Below are 16,470 nucleotides of genomic sequence, written 5' to 3'. Positions count from 1 at the left end.
GGGAGCTAAACAGGCTCCGCGGTGGGCTCCAACCGCACGAGCACAGCTTTGGACGCCGGCGTGTTGCTTCCCTCCGCGACGCTGTCCAGGGGCACCAGCACGTTGGCCTCCGGGTAGTAGGTGGCCGCGCAGCCGCTGGCCGTGGGATACGAAACGACGCGCAGCTTCCGCATCACCCGCTCCACGTTGTCCTCGTATACGCCGTGGATATCCACGAACTGGCCGTCGCTGAGGCCAAGTTCGGCGATGTCCTCGGGGCTCACGAACACCACGTCGCGGCCCTTTTTGATGCCGCGGTAGCGGTCGTTGTGCCCGTAGATGGTGGTGTTGAACTGGTCGTGCGAGCGGACGGACTGCAGGATCAGCGTGCCGGCTGGCCGCTCGATGCTCTCCAAATGATTGACCGTCAGTATGGCCTTGCCCGTGGGCGTGGGGAAGGTCCGCGAATCGCGCGGGCCGTTGGGCAGGACGAAGCCGCCTTCCTGCCGGATCTTGTCGTTGTAGTTCTCGCAGCCGGCAACCACGTGGGAAATGTGCTCGCGGATGAGGTCGTAGTTCTTCTCAAACCCTGCCCAGTCCGCGCTGGACTTCCCCGCCACCGTCTCCCGCGCGATCCGGCAGACGATCGCCACCTCCGACAGCAGGTTCGGCGCAACGGGCTGCACCCGCCCTGCCGAGGGATGAACGGCGCAAACGGTGTCCTCCACGGAAACGAACTGCGGACCGGACTCCTGGAGGTCGATTTCCGTGCGCCCCATGGTGGGCAGAATGAGGGCTTCCCTGCCCGTCACCGTGTGCGAGCGGTTCAGCTTCGTGGAGATTTGGACGGTGATGTCGGTGTTCTCCATTGCCGCTTCGGCGGCGTGCGTGTCCGAAATGGCGGCCACGAGGTTTCCGCCCAAGGCCACGAAAACCTTGATCCCGCCGTCGCGCATTCTTCGGATGGTTTCCACGGCATCAGCGCCGTGCTCGCGCGGCGGGTCGAAGCTGAACTCCTTGCCGAGCGCGTCGAGGAAGGCGGGCGGCATCTGCTCCCAGATGCCCATGGTCCGGTCCCCCTGCACATTGCTGTGCCCGCGGATCGGCGAGGCGCCGGCCCCCGGCTTGCCGATGTTTCCACGCAGCAGGAGAAGGTTGATGATCTCCTTGATGGTGGCCACACCCTTCTTGTGCTGGGTGATTCCCATGGCCCAGGTGATGATGACCCGGTCGGCTTTCAGATACCGGGCGGCCAGCTCATCGATCTCGTCGCAGCGGAGTCCTGTGGCGGCCAGGACGGTCTCGTCGTCAAGACCCTCTAGATGTGCTTTGAGGTCGTCCAGCCCCTCACAGTGCTCCTCGAGGAATCGATGGTCCAGCACGGTCCCCGGGTTCTTCGCCTCGGCGTCGAGGACCCGCTTCGAAATGGCCTGCAGCAGCGCCATGTCGCCGCCCACGCGGATCTGCAGAAACTGGTCCGCGAGGTCGGTGCCGTGGCCGATGATGCCTTTGACCTTTTGCGGGTTCTTGTACCGCAGCAGCCCGGCTTCCGGCAGCGGGTTGACGGCCACAATCTCCGCGCCCGCCTCCTTGGCCTCCTCGAGGGCCGTGAGCATGCGCGGATGGTTGGTGCCCGGGTTCTGCCCCATGATGATGATGAGCTGCGCCTTGGCGAAGTCGTCGTAGGTGATGGTGGCCTTGCCGATGCCGATGGTCTGGCCCATAGCCCAGCCAGACGATTCGTGGCACATGTTGGAGCAGTCCGGCAGGTTGTTGGTGCCGAAGGCCCGCACGAACAGCTGGTAGATGAAGGCGGCCTCGTTCGACGTCCGGCCGCTCGTGTAGAAGGCGGCCTCGTCCGGGCTGGCCAGTCCGTTGAGCTTCCGGCCCAGAATCCCGAATGCCTCGTCCCAGCTCACGGGACGGTAACGGTCTTCGCCTGCCGGCTTGTACACCGGCTCCGTCAGGCGGCCCTGCATCCCGAGCCAGTACTCAGTCCGCTGGCGCAGCTCACTGACAGGGTGCTCCGCCCAGAAGTCCGACTCAATCACCACAGGTGTAGCTTCCCAGGTGACAGCCTTGGCCCCGTTTTCGCAGAACTCAAAAGTCTTCCGGTGGTCCGGGTCCGGCCAGGCGCAGCTCATGCAGTCGAAACCGTGCTTCTGGTTCAGGGCCAGCAGCGTCTTCTCCGTCCTGCCCAGGCCCATGTGTTTGATGGCCGGCTGCATCGAGTGCAGGACGCCCGGGATGCCGGCGGCCCACTCCTTCGGCTTGCCTACCTCGAGGTCCTTCTCGTCCGCCTCTTCAACGTCTGGGTTCTTGCGCGGCATGCTGCACACTCCTTGACTCGGCATGGTCCAAGTACTGCTGTCCGCGGCTCCGTCGCCGCCGTTTGCCTCCCTCACAGGACTAGCAGTTATGGAAGGCGCCTGCAAGCATTCGGCCAGCTGCCGGGCCGGACGGTCCTGCCTGGGTCCTGCCTGCTGGCGCGTCGAAGCAAACGGGGCGGACAATTGGAGCACCTGCAGACCGTTTGGAGCCGCAATGGGCCGTTCAATGGGCTGGCTAAAGCACCACAGGCTTCTGGCTTTCTTTATCGTCGCCTACGCAATTTCCTGGGCCTCCTGGCCGTTCTTCGCGGCCGGGCTGTTGCCGCGAATGGAATTCCTGCCGGTTGGTCCGCTTGCCGCGGCAGTCGTCGTCATGGCCCTGACCGAGGGACGTCCCGGGTTCCGTGCCTGGGGACGGCGGTTGATCCGGTGGCGCGTCGGGTGGATCTGGTACGCCGTTGCACTCCTTCTCCCCGCAGCACTCGTCCTGGTTACCGGCTTGGTGACCATGGCACTCGGCGCCGCCGCCCCGGGCCTGGAACGGCTGACGTGGAGCGGCCTGCTGACCGTGTTCGCGGTCAGGCTGGTGAATCCGATGGACGGACCACTTGGCGAAGAGCCCGGTTTCCGCGGCTACGCCCTGCCCCTGCTCCAGGCATCGCGTCTGCCGCTGCTGTCCGCGGCGATCCTCGGTGTGCTCGTAGCGCTGTGGCACCTGCCGCTGATCCTCTTCGGTGGGCTAAGCCCGATCGGTCTGCCGACGACGTTCGCTATCACGTTCCTCTACGTGTGGCTTTTCAACCGCACCGGCGGCAGCGTCCTCTTGACGCTTCTGTTCCACAACAGCCAGGGCACCTTCACGGTTGGTTCCTTCGGCTTCAGCACCGCCGCCGCTGGCCGCGCCGAGCTGATTTACTTCCTGGTGGTGGTCCTGGCAGTTCTTGCAACCGTGGTACTGGACCGCCAGGCGTGGCGCAAGGCACCCCACTCGGCCACCGCCGTCGGGCGTTTCCCGCTTGGCATGCGTCCCAAGTGAACGACGGCGGGTGATTGCGCCGGATGATCGGCGCTGGGTGATCGGTACCGTGCGAACGGCGCCGGCGCTCCCATTCAGGAACCGGTAACCCATACCCCAGGAGGAAAGATGTCCTCACCGTTAGCTAGATCCGCCGGTCCCATCGCGCTGGTGTCCGGCCTTGTCTTTGCCGCAGCGGACGTGGCGCGCCTGCTCGCTGCCGACCTGAGCCTGGACCGGATCGAGATGATGCGGCAGGCGCCCTTCCAGATCACGAACGCCCTGTACTGGGTGGTCTTCATCGGCCTCACCCTCGCTCTGGCATCCGTCTACTTCAGGCTCGGTGGCAGGGCAGGCGGACTGGGCGCCGTCGGCTTCTGCTTCGCGCTGGTGGGCACCCTGGACATGGCCGGCAACATGTGGTTCGACGGTTTCGCCGCCCCCTGGATCGCAGACGTCGCCCCGGGCGCGATCCTCGCCGGAGGGTCCGGAATGCTGGCGGTCGGAGGTCTCTCCAGCTACGTACTTTTCGCTCTGGGCTGGATGGTCTTCGGCATCACCGGCTGGCGCTCAGGCATGTTCCCTTGGTGGCTTGGTGTGGCCTTCGTCGTCGCCGGCTTCCTCGGCTACAACGCCGGACTGCCGCCCTACGGGATCCCCGTCGGGCTGGTCATGGCGGCGCTGGGCTGGTGGATCATCCGGACGGGCGCGCCGGCGGTTACCAAGCCGCTGAGCACCCCTCCCGATTCCTAGCCCGACAGTTCGGCCAGCAGCTCCTGCTTCCGCTCCTCGCTGGCGAAGGACGACCTGATCGAGTTGGCGGCCAGCCTGACCCGGTCGAATTCGGACAGGCCCAGAACCGACTCGAGCTGGGCAAAGTTGCTGTCCACGTAGCCGCCAAAGTACGCCGGGTCGTCCGAGTTCACGCTGACGTTGAGCCCGGCGGCCAGCATCGCCGGCAGCGGATGGGCGGCCAGCATGTCCACGGCGCGGAGCCGGACGTTCGACAGCGGACAGACCGTCAGCGGCACCCTGTCATTGACCAGCCGTTCCACGAGCTCGGGATCCTCCATGCACCGGATTCCGTGGTCGATCCGCTCCACGGCCAGGACATCCAGCGCCTCCACAATGTACGACGGCGGGCCCTCCTCCCCCGCGTGCGCAATCTTCCGCAGGCCTGCTTCGCCGGCCCGGGCAAACAGCCGGGTGAATTTCGACGGCGGGTTGCCCACCTCTGCGGAATCCAGACCGATGCCGGCGATCGGCGCGTTCATCGCAAGAAGCCCCTCCAGGACCTCGAGCGCCGAGTCCTCGGAGAGGTCGCGCAGGAAGGCGGCAATCAGTAGCGTGGAAATGCCGAACTCCTCCTCAGAGGTGGCGAGCACCGACGCCACGCCGTTGACGCACGTCTCCAGGGAAACCCCGCGCGAGAGGTGCGCCTGCGGATCCATCATGATTTCCGCGTGCCGCACCCCGGCCGCCGCAGCCCGCGCCAGGTAAGCCCGGGTCATGTCCGCGAAGTCCTGCTCCGTCCGCAGCACAGCCATGTTGGCGTAGTACAGGTCGAGGAAGGACTGAAGGTCGGTGAACTCGTAACGGCTCCGCAGCTCGTCCAGGTTCGCGTACGGCAGCTCGATCCCGTTCCGTTCAGCGAGCGCAAAAATCAGTTCCGGTTCCAGCGTTCCCTCGATGTGAAGGTGGAGCTCAGCCAAAGGCATCGGCGACGCGGCCGCCACCAGCTCCTCTTCACCAGAAATCGCAGTTTGATCTGAAGGCACAGTTTGACCTGAAGGAGCAGTGGGATCGATCGGTTCGGCGGCGGCGTCGTAAGTGTTCACCCCGACAGAATAGTCCCCGGACCGGCTATGACCGCTAGAGTCGAACAGATGCGGACTGAAGAGTATGCTGCCCCCTTGGCCGATCTGGACTGGAGCCTGGAAGCCGGCCCCGGAGCCGCCCACTCCATCGGTGCCCACCATTCCGCGGACGGCTTCGTCCGCGTGCGCGGTGCCCGCGAGAACAATCTTCGCAACGTGGACGTGGCTGTGCCGCGCGACGCGATCGTTGCGTTTACCGGCGTCTCGGGATCGGGCAAGTCCTCGCTGGCATTCGGCACGATCTACGCTGAAGCCCAGCGCCGGTACTTCGAGTCCGTGGCGCCGTACGCCCGGCGCCTCATCCAGCAGGGCCACAATCCCAAGGTGGAAATGATTACCGGGCTGCCTCCCGCCGTCGCGCTTCAACAGCGCCGCGGGACACCGAGCAGCCGTTCCACGGTGGGGACGGTGACCACGCTGTCCAACTCGATCCGCATGCTGTTCTCGCGCGCCGGCAGCTACCCTGCCGGTGCCGGCACCCTGGACTCGGACGCCTTCTCTCCCAACACGGCCGCCGGGGCCTGCCCCGAGTGCCACGGCCTCGGCGTTGCGCACACCGTGAGCGAAGCCTCCCTGGTCCCGGACCCGTCCCTGAGCATCCGGGACGGGGCCATCGCCGCCTGGCCGACGGCGTGGCAGGGCAAGAACCTGCGCGACATCCTCACCCACCTGGGCTACGACGTCGACACCCCCTGGCAAGAGCTGCCCAGGAAGGACCGCGACTGGATCCTTTTCACCGAAGAGCAACCGGTCGTGGAAATCACCCCTCAGCGCGACCGCGTAGCAAAGCCGTACAAGGGCCAGTTCTGGAGCGCCAAGAGCCACGTGCTGCACACGCTCGCGGACTCCAAGAGCACCACGATGCGCGAACGGGTGCTCCGCTTCATGGAAACCGGCCCCTGCCGGCGGTGCAGCGGCAGCGGCCTCACGCCGGAGGCCCTGGCCGTGACCTTCGCCGGAAAGACCATCGCCGAACTCAACGCAGTGCCGATGGCCGAACTGGCGGACATCATCCGCCCGACGACCGAGCTGAAGGACGCCGGAACCGCCTCCCGCAAGCTGTCCTCCGGCGAAAGCAACGAGGTGGCCGTGGCCATCACGCGCGACCTCCTGCAGCGGATCACCGTCCTGCTGGATCTGGGGCTCGGCTACCTCGCCCTCGGCCGGTCGACACCCACCCTCTCCCCCGGCGAAATGCAGCGCCTCCGGATCGCCACCCAGCTCCGCTCGGGTCTGTTCGGCGTCGTGTACGTGCTGGACGAGCCGTCGGCCGGGCTGCACCCCGCCGACGCCGAGCCCCTGCTCGCTGTGCTGGAGCAGCTCAAGTCGTCGGGCAACTCCGTGTTCGTGGTGGAACACAACATGGACATCGTGCGCCGCGCCGACTGGCTCGTGGACGTGGGTCCGAGGGCTGGAGAGGGCGGCGGTGAAGTACTGTACAGCGGCCCGGTTGCCGGCCTCGCCGCGGTGGAGGCCTCCGTCACGCGTCCGTTCCTCGTGCCGGATGCCCCCAGCGGCGGCGCGCCGGGCACCGACTTGCCCGGCACCCGTGCCACCGGCGCCGGCGAGCCCGGCAGCAGCGAGCCAACCGGCCGCCGTCGGGAACCTGGTGCTTGGCTGGAACTGAACGACATCACACGCCACAACCTCCGCAGCCTCGACGCGTCCTTCCCGCTGCAGGTCCTGACCGCCGTTACCGGAGTCTCCGGCTCGGGCAAGTCGACGCTGGTCAGCCACGTTCTCGCCGAGGTGGTGGGATCGGAACTGCACGGCGACGCGGGCGCGGGCGGCCCGGATTCCGCCGGCGAGGACCAGCCCCTAGACGCCGTCGAAACGGGCACCCCGCTGAGTGTCGGAACGGTGGCAGGCCTGCACCACGTGGACCGGCTGGTGACGGTGGACCAAAAACCGATCGGCCGCACGCCCCGGTCCAACCTGGCCACCTACACCGGACTGTTCGACGCCGTGCGCAAGGAGTTCGCTGCCACGGACGAAGCCCGGTCCCGCGGATACGGCGCCGGACGTTTCTCCTTCAACGTGGCCGGCGGACGCTGCGAGACCTGCCAGGGCGAGGGATTCGTCGCCGTCGAACTGCTGTTCCTGCCCGGCAGCTACGGCCCCTGCCCGGAATGCGGCGGTTCCCGCTACAACCCGGAAACCCTCGAGGTCACCTACCGCGGCAAGAACGTGGCCGACGTCCTGGGAATGACCGTGGACGCCGCCGCTGAATTCCTGCAGGACGTTCCCTCAGCCGCGCGCAGCCTGCAGACGCTGCGGGAAGTCGGGCTGGGCTACCTGCGGCTCGGACAGCCCGCCACCGAACTCTCCGGCGGTGAGGCCCAGCGCATCAAACTCGCCACCGAACTGCAGCGGGCCCGCCGCGGCCACACCCTGTACCTGCTGGACGAGCCCACCACCGGGCTGCATCCGGCCGACGTCCGGCTCCTCATGGCCCAGCTGCACCGCCTCGTCGACGCGGGAAACACGGTGGTCGTGGTGGAGCACGAAATGGACGTGGTGGCAGAAGCGGACTGGGTGATCGACCTCGGACCGGCCGGCGGGGACGCCGGCGGAAAGATCATTGCCTCCGGAACGCCCGCCGCAGTCGCCGGTTCACCCGACAGTCGGACAGCGCAGTACCTGGCTTCCGCGCTCGGCCGGAGTGCCCCATAACCACTCGACTGTCAATAAAGATCTCGATTTGATAACGGCGCGCAACACCTCTAGGGTGGGACACATGCCCGCGCACGCGGGCCCATGAATGCCCGGTACCGCCACCACCAGTTACTGCCCGGCCGGCGGATACCGAATTGACCTCTAGTTCGTCAGGGGCGGGCAGTAGCGCGACAACGTCCGGGGACGGACCGAGCGCGGGTGGCCTCAGGAGCATCCCAATGAAGAAGTCCACTCTTAGTACTGCCGCGCGCCGTGGAGTCACCCTGGCCGCCGTTTCCGCCGCAACTCTGGCGCTTTCCGCCACTGCCGCCAACGCTGCAACGCCCACCGCCACGAGCGGCTCCACCTGGGATGCCCTCGCCCAGTGCGAGAGCGGCGGCAACTGGTCCACCAACACCGGCAACGGTTTCTCGGGCGGCCTGCAGTTCACCCCGCAGACCTGGGCCGCTTTCGGCGGAACCGGCTCACCCCAGAACGCTTCCCGCGCCCAGCAGATCGCCGTGGCCGAAAAGGTCCAGGCCAGCCAGGGTTGGGGCGCTTGGCCCGCCTGCTCCGCCAAGCTGGGCCTGAACGGTGGCGGTGGCGCTCCTGCACCGCAGATCCTGCCGCAGAGCGCACCGGTCCAGGCCGCACCGGTCCAGGCTCCCGTCCAGACCGCTCCCGTTGCCCAGGCCCCCGTGGCCGAAGTAGCCCAGGCTCCCGTCCAGGCCCGTCACGCCGCCGCCATCGCGGTGAGCGGCGAGACCTACACCGTCCAGGATGGCGACACCCTGAGCAAGATCGCCGACAAGCTTGGCATCCACGGCGGCTGGCAGCACCTCGCCGACGCCAACGCTGACACCATCAGCAACCCGAACCTGGTGTTCGTGGGCCAGGTTCTGCAGCTCCCTGCCTAATCTGCTTGGTCAGGCCGCTTAGCGGCGCTGCCTTAAAGCACGACGCCGGGCGGTCCCTTTTGAGGGGCCGCCCGGCGTTGTCGTGTCCCGGCCGTTGTGTCCGGCGTCGTTGTTTCCGGCTTCGCTGCGTCTGTCTTTCTTTAGAGATAACGACGCCGGGCGCCCCCCAGAGTGGGGACGCCCGGCGTCGTAATTTATTCACTACAGCGTGACGGCTGGAAGCGTCAGTGTTTGGCCTTAAGCCGCGGCGGGAAGTTCCCGGACGATGCGCACCTTCCAAGCGGCGTCGTCGCTGGTGTCCAGAAGGGCAACGGTGCCGGACGCGAGGTGCAGGGCAACCCGCTTAGCGTGCAGCAGCTCGAGGTAGAGGTGCTCGTTGACGCGGGCCGGGCTGTCGACGACGAACTTCACGGCGTCGCGCACCTTACGGTAGTTGTCGCTGCGTTCGCGGTGCAGGTGCAGCTCGAGTTCGTGGCGCTGCTTGACGCGCGGCTCGTGCTTGTTCAGCCAGTTCACGGCGGCGTGGACACCGATCACCAGTGCCAGGGACACGGCGTAGATCCACCAGCCCGTGGACATCAGGAAGAGCGGCAGGTTGGCGACCGCCACCACTGCGATGAAAACGCGCAGAGCCACAAGGCGGCGCAGGGTAAGCGCAACGGATGCAAGCGCGGTGCGGAAACGGTGCTGGTCCTTGCGCGCAGCCGCCGGGTCCAGAGTAAACTCATCGAGAACGAGGATCCCGTTCGCGTCGGCGCCCAGCATTTGGCCGTACTTCGGAACGAACAGCTGGGGCTCCTGTGGCGCATGTGAATTGGTCTCCGCGGGGGCGGAGGACAAGGGTGCGGGAGAGGTAAGAGTCATGAGTCGGCTTCCAGACGCTGGTGAGGTTTCGGATATCTTAGTGGATTAATCAACCTTCCGTATGCATGGGTCCACTATGTGAACACCGGACCGTCCATTTTGGCCGCTGGCTGTGCCGTCCGGCACTTCAATTGGCACAGGGCGCCAGGGACGGCAGACTGAAGGGATGCAAACATTCCTTCCCTATCCCGATTTCCGGCAAAGCGCGGCCGCGCTGGACACCCCCCGGCTCGGCAAGCAGCGCGTAGAAGCGCTGCAGACACTCCGTGCGCTGGTCATCCCGGAATACGGGTGGCAGTCACACCCCGCTATCCGCATGTGGATGGGGCACGTGCCTGCGCTCACCATGTACGGCCTGGCCATGGTGGACGAATGGACCAAGCGCGGCTTCGACGACACCACCCGGGACAACATCCGAGAGTTCGCACCCCAGGCCGCGCACCCAGACTATGCCGCCAAGATCCTGCTTCCGCCGTGGCTCGGAGACCCCGACTTCCACCTGAGCCACCGCTCCAACCTGATCCGCAAGGACCCGCACTTCTACGAACAGGTGTTCCCCGGCACCGAGCACGGGCTGGAGTACGTCTGGCCGGAGCCCAGGCACGAGTTCCTGCCGGAGGATCCAGAGGGTGACGTGCTGTGGATTCTCCGCGAGCACGTCGGCCACGGCGACCCCGAGAAGCTGGTCAAGGTCGGTCTTCCTGCCGTGGGGCGGGCGGCGCAGGGTTCCGCCGTTGCTTCGGGCGGCGGGGCCGCTGGGTCTGGGGCCGGGGCCGGTTCGGGCGCCGGCGGGGACTCCGCGGACTCCGGGGACGACTACCAGTTCGTCTACGCTGAGGAAACATCGCGCCGTCCCGCCAAGGTCGCCCGGAAGGCCGCCCCCAAGCCGCTGGTCAAGAAGCCGTCCCGGAAACGGCAGCGCCAGGAGGCAGCCTTCTCAACACTTCCGGGCAAGTCCCCGGTAGCCGTGCCTTTCGACGGCGGCAGCAGGTTCGCCGTCGGAATGGTCGTGGGCCGTCCCATCACGCTCGACGACGGGCGCTTCGGCCGCAACTTCCAGCTCACGGACATCATCGACCGGTCGGAATTCGACTACCCGGCGCTGCTGCAGGACCCCCGCGTCTTCTTCCCCGTACCGGCGCTCTGAACCGCAGATGACTATCCTTCTGGCCGGCTGCGGCGATCTGGGCACCGAGGCGGGTTTGCGGTTCGCCGCAGCGGGGCACCGGGTGGTGGGCTGGCGCCGCTCGCCGGACAAGCTGCCGCCTGCGATTGAGGGCGCCGCCGCGAACCTAAGCACCGCAGAACTGCCGCCTGTCCCGGCGGACACCACCGCCGTCGTCATAGCGGTGGCAGCGGACGCGTCCACCGAAGAGGCCTACCGAAGCGCGTACCTGGACGGCGTGGCGCATGTGCTCGACGCTCTTGATCGAGACCGCGTTACCCCCGAACGCGTCCTTTTCGTCTCCTCCACGGCCGTGTACGGCGACGCCGGCGGCGGATGGGTCGATGAGAGCACGACGCCGGAACCCGGCGGATTCTCGGGCCGCATCATGCGTGAGGCTGAGGAGCACCTGCTCAAGCGGCTCCATGGAACCGGAACCACACCTGTCGTGCTCAGGCTTGGCGGAATTTACGGGCCGGGCCGCACGCGCCTCATCGACCAGGTTCGAACTGGCGCCGCCGTCATTCCTGACCAGCCCCGTTACACCAACCGCATCCACCGCGACGACGCCGCGGGTGCCATCGTGCATTTGTGCACCATGAACGCTGTGCCGTCGCCGGCCTATCTGGGGGTGGACAACGATCCAGCCGAGTTGGGCGACGTTCTGCGCTTCCTGGCGGCCGAATTGGGGTTGGACGTACCGCCGACGGATTCTCTGGGCAGCGGGCGGGGTGGCAACAAGCGGTGCAGCAACGCGCTGCTTCGGGATACAGGGTTTTCATTCAAGTACCCATCCTTTCGCGAGGGGTACCGCGACATTCTGGCCGGCGTCGGAGTTCGCCACCCATGAGTACACGCGTCGCCCAGGTGGAGATGCCGGTCAAATGACCGGGCCGAAAAAATTTTCAAAAGTTTTTCACGTTTAGTCCGAAGTGACGCTCCTCAGCCCTAAAAATGTCAGACCCCGCTGAGAGAGTTTCTCTATGGAAGCTATTGGGGAGCATGGAGCGCATAGCTCGGCGGGGACGAATGTCTCGGGCCTGGGTTCCGCGGCCCTGCTGCCTGGCCGCCGGCTGCGCAGCGTCCCTGCAGCTCCCCTTTCTGACGCACCGGCCAAGGACGTGTCCGACGGCGGTGCTGCCGCCGGCTTTGCAGCTGGCTCCGGCCCTGCCACTCCACACCTCGGCACGGACGGCCCGGAGTCAGCGGCCCTGTTGACCGCTGAACTGGCGCTGGCAACGACTGATCTGAACGCGTCACTGGCGCTGCTGGAGTCCGCCACCAGCTCGGCGCCGGAGGAGCTCGCCGCGGCCAACTTCCTTCAGGCGGCCGATTTCGCGGAACTGACCGAGAAGCTCTCCCGCCGCGTCGAACACCTGCAAGTACTCGCCGCCGCGGCAGTGGACCGGACACGGACCGAGGCGATCAACGACGCCGCGACCGCCAGCCGCACCGCCGGCTGGACCACAGGCTGGTGCACCGAACCCGGGCCTGTCCCGGATCCTGGCGCTCAGCCCTCCGAGCCGGCCGCCACCACGGCTGGAGCCTCTGGCTCCTCCTTAGCCGCTGCCGCCGCCCCCGCTCCAACCCCGGCGGCCTCTGCCTCTGCGGTGGCCTGGTCCCCGGCCGATGACGGAGCCCGAAACACCGCCGAGTTCCTCCGCACCCGGCTCCGGATCAGCACCCCCGAAGCACGCCGCCGCCTCGCCCTCGCCAACGCCACCCTCCCCCGCACCGGACTCGCCGGCCGGCCCATGCCACCAGAACGCGAAGAAACCGCAGCAGCCCTCACCACCGGAATCATCTCCTCCCGCGCCGGAACCACCATCACCACCGCCCTGGACAAAGTCCGCCACATCCCCCACCCCGCCCTGATCACCGAAATGGAACACAACCTCACCCAAACCGCGATCGAAAACGACCACGACTTCCTCACCCGCATCGCCCACCGCTGGATCGACGCCCTCGACCAGGACGGCACCGAACCCTCCGAAGAAAACCTCCGCCACCGCCAAGGCGTCTTCCTCCACCACAAACGCGGCGGCCTCCACCACCTCGAAATCCGCGCCACCACCGACCAATACGAAGTCCTCACCACCGTCATGAACACCGCCACCAACCCCCGCACCACCACCCCCAACACCACCTGCGGGAATACCGACAACGGCACCAGCGGTCATGGCGGTACCAGCAGTGACGGCTGTACCAGCAGCGCCGGCAGCGCCGGCAGCGGTGACGGCGGTACCGGCGCTGCTGGTACCGGCAGCGACGACGGTATCAGCGCCGCCGCTGCCGACCCCGACGCGGCCTTCACCGCCCCCACCCCGGAACCGGACCTGGACCGCCGCACCCTCGCCCAGCAACGCCTCGACGGCCTCGTCGGCGCGTCCAAGGCAGCCCTCGCCGCCGGCGCCCTGCCCACCACCGGAGGACTCCGCCCCCAAGTCATGGTCACCATCGGCTACCGGGACCTCCTCAACAGCATCCAAACCACCGCCAACCGCGGCCCCCGCTACGCCCCGAACACAAACGGCCCCGGTACCCGGCGAACAGACAGCCCCCGGCCAACACCCACCCCCTGGCAGGCCACCATCAATCCGCCAACAGGCCCGGACATCTGGCAAACCAGCGAATCCCAACCCGAGCCAGGCACCGACCCGACCAACTGGCAGACCAGCGAACCCGACACCCTGACAGGCAAACAGCCCGTCACCACGCTCCCCGGCATCAACTGGTCCGGCACTGACCTCTTCGCCACACCCCCCTTTAACGCACCCGCAAGCACACCACCCACCGGCAGCGGAACGTTCAACTACACCGGCCCCGTCACCGCTTCCACCATCCGCAAAATCGCCTGCGACGCCGACATCATCCCCGTCCTCCTCGGCAGCCAAGGACGGATCCTCGACATCGGCCGCACCGCCCGCATCTTCCCGCCCCACATCCGCAAAGCCCTCAACGCCCGAGACCAAGGCTGCGCCTTCCCCAACTGCACCATCCCCGCATCCTGGTGCGAAGCCCACCACATCACCTACTGGTCCCGCCACGGACCCACCAGCACCGACAACGGCGTCCTCCTCTGCACCCATCACCACCACTTAATTCACAAGGAACAGTGGAAAATCCACGTCAAAAACGGGGTCCCGTGGTTTATCCCACCGCCCCACATCGACCCCCGACAACAACCCCGACAAAACCACCACCACAAAACATGACTCTGCGGACAAGCGGTAGCCGGACCACCAAAAACAGAAGCGCCCAGCCCCCTAAACAAGGAGCCAGGCGCTTCGGTGAAACGATCCTTTGCAGCCGCTATGCGTCCTGCCAGCCACTGACTTCCGTGAAGGTAGCTACGAGAGTGCCCACGCCTGCCTGAAGCGAATTCGAGGGGTCCTCATACAGGGACGCCTCCGTCGCCCGGCTGTGGGTGATCAGCTGCTCGGCTTCGAGCTTCGCTTCGGGCACGGTGGCACCGATGATGCCGGTACGGGCGGGGAGCTCGGGGGTGTGCACTACGTCGGCATTGGTCTCCGAGAGCGGGATGGTGGTCCCGGGTCGAATCTCGTCGTGCGGGAACTCGAATTCGGCGTTGTCGGGGGCAGCGGGAATCGTGTACTCCAGGAAGTAGTTCATGCCCTCAGCCTTGCAGATAACCGCCACGCCAGAAACCCCGCCCCGCGGCCCGCGGGCACGTATATTCGCTGCCCACCCAACGAGAACGTGAGCGGAAAGGGATTCCGCTCCTACCGGCCCGCCGCGTATCCCTGAGCGCCCCGCGGGTTCGCTGCCGCCTGCAGCACGCCGGTCCTGGGATCGCGTACGACGGCGGACAGCCGTCCCAGCGTCCAGTCACCTGCCCTGGTGATCCGGTGTCCCCGCCGCCCGAGTGCGGCGATAACGTCGTCGCCCAGTCGATCCTCGACGACGGCACCGCCGGGTTCCCATGTGCGCGGCCAGAAAGACCCGGGCATGGACGTCGTGTGGAACGCCGGCGCATCGATGGCCTGCTGTGGGGTGTACCCGCCGACGATGGTCCGCAGCAGGTACAGCAACTGCCACTGGTCCTGCTGGTCTCCCCCTGGCGAGCCGAGCGCGGAGACAGCAGCGCCATCGCGCAACACCAGCGTCGGCGTCAGCGTGGTCCGCGGCCGCTTCCCCGGCGTCAGCGTGGACGGCGTTCCGGGCTCAAGCCACGTCATCTGCAGCCGCGTGCCCAGGCAAAATCCGAGCTCAGGGATCGCGGGCGACGACTGCAGCCAACCCCCGGACGGTGTGGCCGAAACCATGTTGCCCCACCGGTCCACAACGTCGATATGGCACGTGTCGCCGCGGGTTTCCCCGTTGGCCGCCACGCTGTGTTCGCCGGGCGCGGGTTCACCGATCGTCGGTTCACCAACCGCTGCGTCGCCATCCGACAGCGCCGCCGCGACATACTCGGTGCGAAGTGCGGGCACATACGGCTCACGCCCGGGCACGGAGCCCGGACGAAACTCGAGCGACGCATTTTCGGTGATCAGCTCCCGGCGCGACGCCGCATACTCATCTGACAGCAGGTAATCGAGCGGGACATCCGCGTCGCCGTAGTAAGCCTCACGGTCCGCCAGTGCGAGCTTCTGGGCCTCCAAGATGGTGTGTGCCCCGAGCTCGGTGGACGGGTCGAGGCGGTCGTCGTCGAAGCCGGCCAGGATCGCGAGCGTCTGCAGCAGGGCCGGCCCCTGCCCCCACGGCCCGGTCTTGGCGATGGTCTGCCCGCGGAACTCGAGGGTGGCCGCTTCCTCGTACGACGCGCGGAATCCGGCCATGTCGGCCATCGTCATGACACCGCGGTGGTTGGTGCCGGATGAGTGCCGGTGCGGTATGCGGACGCTTTCGGCCACGGCCCGGGCCACGAAGCCCTCGCCCCATTCCCTGCGGGCGGCGTCGATACGCTCCTCGCGGGTATGCGCCGGCTCCGCGGCGAATGCCTCGCCGAGGCCGGCACCGGCCTGGACCAGTTTCTGGAGCGTGCGGGCAAGCGCGGGATTCCGGACCAGTTCGCCCTCCACCGGGATATGTCCCTCCGGCATCCACAGTGCGGCAGAAGTGGGCCAGTGCTCGCGGAACAACTCCGCAACTGCCGAAATGGTGCTGCAGACGCGTGCCAGCACCGGGTGGCCATCGCGCGCATAGCGAATGGCGAAATCCAGGACTTCGGCCAGTTCCCACGTTCCGTGGTCCCGCAGCAGCAGGAGCCAGGCATCGACGGCGCCGGGAACCGCAGCGGCCAGCGCACCTGAGCCGGGCACCAGTTCCAGGCCCTCGGCGCGGAAGCGTTGGACCGTCGCGCCCGCGGGAGCCGGGCCCTGGCCCATCAGGACCACCGGTTTCCCGGGTTCCTCCGCCGTGCAGAAGACACCGGTCATGTCACCGCCCGGCCCGTAGAGGTGAGGTTCCACCACATGCAGCACGAAGGCGGCGGCCGTGGCCGCGTCGAACGCGTTGCCGCCCCGCTCCAGCACCGCCTGCGCAGTGCCTGTAGCAAGCCAATGGGTCGTGGCGGACATGCCGAACGTGCCCTGCAGCGTAGGACGGGTGGTAAAAGACTCCGGCCTCGTAAAACTCATAGGGGCTACTGTAGTCACCGGCGTCCACCCAGCCCGGGATACGGCCAGCGACACGGCTGCCCGCG

The 16,470-nt window shown here is 67.1% G+C and carries 12 protein-coding genes; 7 read left to right on the top strand and 5 right to left on the bottom strand.

From position 1 onward, the window contains the following. Positions 1-5: 5 nt before the first annotated feature. A complete protein-coding gene (locus ABRP34_RS19235; protein WP_353711378.1) occupies positions 6-2,309 on the bottom strand; it encodes an FdhF/YdeP family oxidoreductase in 2,304 nt (767 codons plus the stop codon). 214 nt (positions 2,310-2,523) lie between these two features. Between ABRP34_RS19235 and ABRP34_RS19230 the strand changes: the two genes are divergently transcribed. After that, complete coding sequence (locus ABRP34_RS19230; protein ID WP_353711377.1) at positions 2,524-3,345, top strand: CPBP family intramembrane glutamic endopeptidase; 822 nt, start codon at positions 2,524-2,526, stop codon at positions 3,343-3,345. A gap of 108 nt (positions 3,346-3,453) precedes the next feature. Continuing rightward, a complete protein-coding gene (locus ABRP34_RS19225; protein WP_353711376.1) occupies positions 3,454-4,077 on the top strand; it encodes a hypothetical protein in 624 nt (207 codons plus the stop codon). Here the strand turns inward: ABRP34_RS19225 and ABRP34_RS19220 are convergent. Next, positions 4,074-5,042, bottom strand: a complete 969-nt coding sequence (locus ABRP34_RS19220; RefSeq protein WP_353713413.1) for an adenosine deaminase — start codon at positions 5,040-5,042, stop codon at positions 4,074-4,076. The genes ABRP34_RS19225 and ABRP34_RS19220 overlap by 4 nt on opposite strands. Positions 5,043-5,210: 168 nt before the next feature. Between ABRP34_RS19220 and ABRP34_RS19215 the strand changes: the two genes are divergently transcribed. Together ABRP34_RS19215 and ABRP34_RS19210 are read left to right on the top strand one after the other, a co-directional pair. Continuing rightward, a complete protein-coding gene (locus ABRP34_RS19215; RefSeq protein ID WP_353711375.1) occupies positions 5,211-7,874 on the top strand; it encodes an excinuclease ABC subunit UvrA in 2,664 nt (887 codons plus the stop codon). A gap of 221 nt (positions 7,875-8,095) precedes the next feature. Beyond that, on the top strand, positions 8,096-8,773 hold the full coding sequence (locus tag ABRP34_RS19210) for a transglycosylase family protein (RefSeq protein ID WP_353711374.1): 678 nt from the start codon (positions 8,096-8,098) through the stop codon (positions 8,771-8,773). 237 nt (positions 8,774-9,010) lie between these two features. Here ABRP34_RS19210 and ABRP34_RS19205 read toward each other — a convergent pair whose 3' ends face one another. After that, positions 9,011-9,637 carry a hypothetical protein gene (locus tag ABRP34_RS19205; RefSeq protein WP_353711373.1) on the bottom strand — a complete coding sequence of 209 codons (627 nt, stop codon included), beginning with the start codon at positions 9,635-9,637 and terminating at the stop codon, positions 9,011-9,013. Positions 9,638-9,803: 166 nt separating this feature from the next. Between ABRP34_RS19205 and ABRP34_RS19200 the strand changes: the two genes are divergently transcribed. The 3 genes from ABRP34_RS19200 (at position 9,804) to ABRP34_RS19190 (ending at position 14,017) form a co-directional block, all read left to right on the top strand. Next, entirely contained in the window at positions 9,804-10,784 is a 981-nt protein-coding gene (locus ABRP34_RS19200) for an MSMEG_6728 family protein (RefSeq protein WP_353711372.1), read from the top strand. A gap of 7 nt (positions 10,785-10,791) precedes the next feature. After that, complete coding sequence (locus ABRP34_RS19195) at positions 10,792-11,652, top strand: NAD-dependent epimerase/dehydratase family protein (protein WP_353711371.1); 861 nt, start codon at positions 10,792-10,794, stop codon at positions 11,650-11,652. A 133-nt stretch (positions 11,653-11,785) separates the two neighbouring features. Further along, positions 11,786-14,017 (top strand): DUF222 domain-containing protein, encoded by a 2,232-nt coding sequence (locus ABRP34_RS19190; protein ID WP_353711370.1) that lies wholly within the window; start codon positions 11,786-11,788, stop codon positions 14,015-14,017. 97 nt (positions 14,018-14,114) lie between these two features. Here the strand turns inward: ABRP34_RS19190 and ABRP34_RS19185 are convergent, their stop codons facing one another. Continuing rightward, positions 14,115-14,435 carry a hypothetical protein gene (locus ABRP34_RS19185; RefSeq protein ID WP_353711369.1) on the bottom strand — a complete coding sequence of 107 codons (321 nt, stop codon included), beginning with the start codon at positions 14,433-14,435 and terminating at the stop codon, positions 14,115-14,117. A gap of 110 nt (positions 14,436-14,545) precedes the next feature. Beyond that, a complete protein-coding gene (locus ABRP34_RS19180; protein ID WP_353711368.1) occupies positions 14,546-16,405 on the bottom strand; it encodes a gamma-glutamyltransferase in 1,860 nt (619 codons plus the stop codon). Positions 16,406-16,470 lie beyond the last annotated feature (65 nt).

Origin of the sequence: Arthrobacter sp. K5 (assembly GCF_040448525.1) — a bacterium.
Lineage (GTDB): Bacteria > Actinomycetota > Actinomycetes > Actinomycetales > Micrococcaceae > Arthrobacter > Arthrobacter globiformis.
The sequence above is the reverse complement of the archived record's forward strand: the minus strand, read 5'-3'. Positions and strand labels throughout refer to the sequence as shown.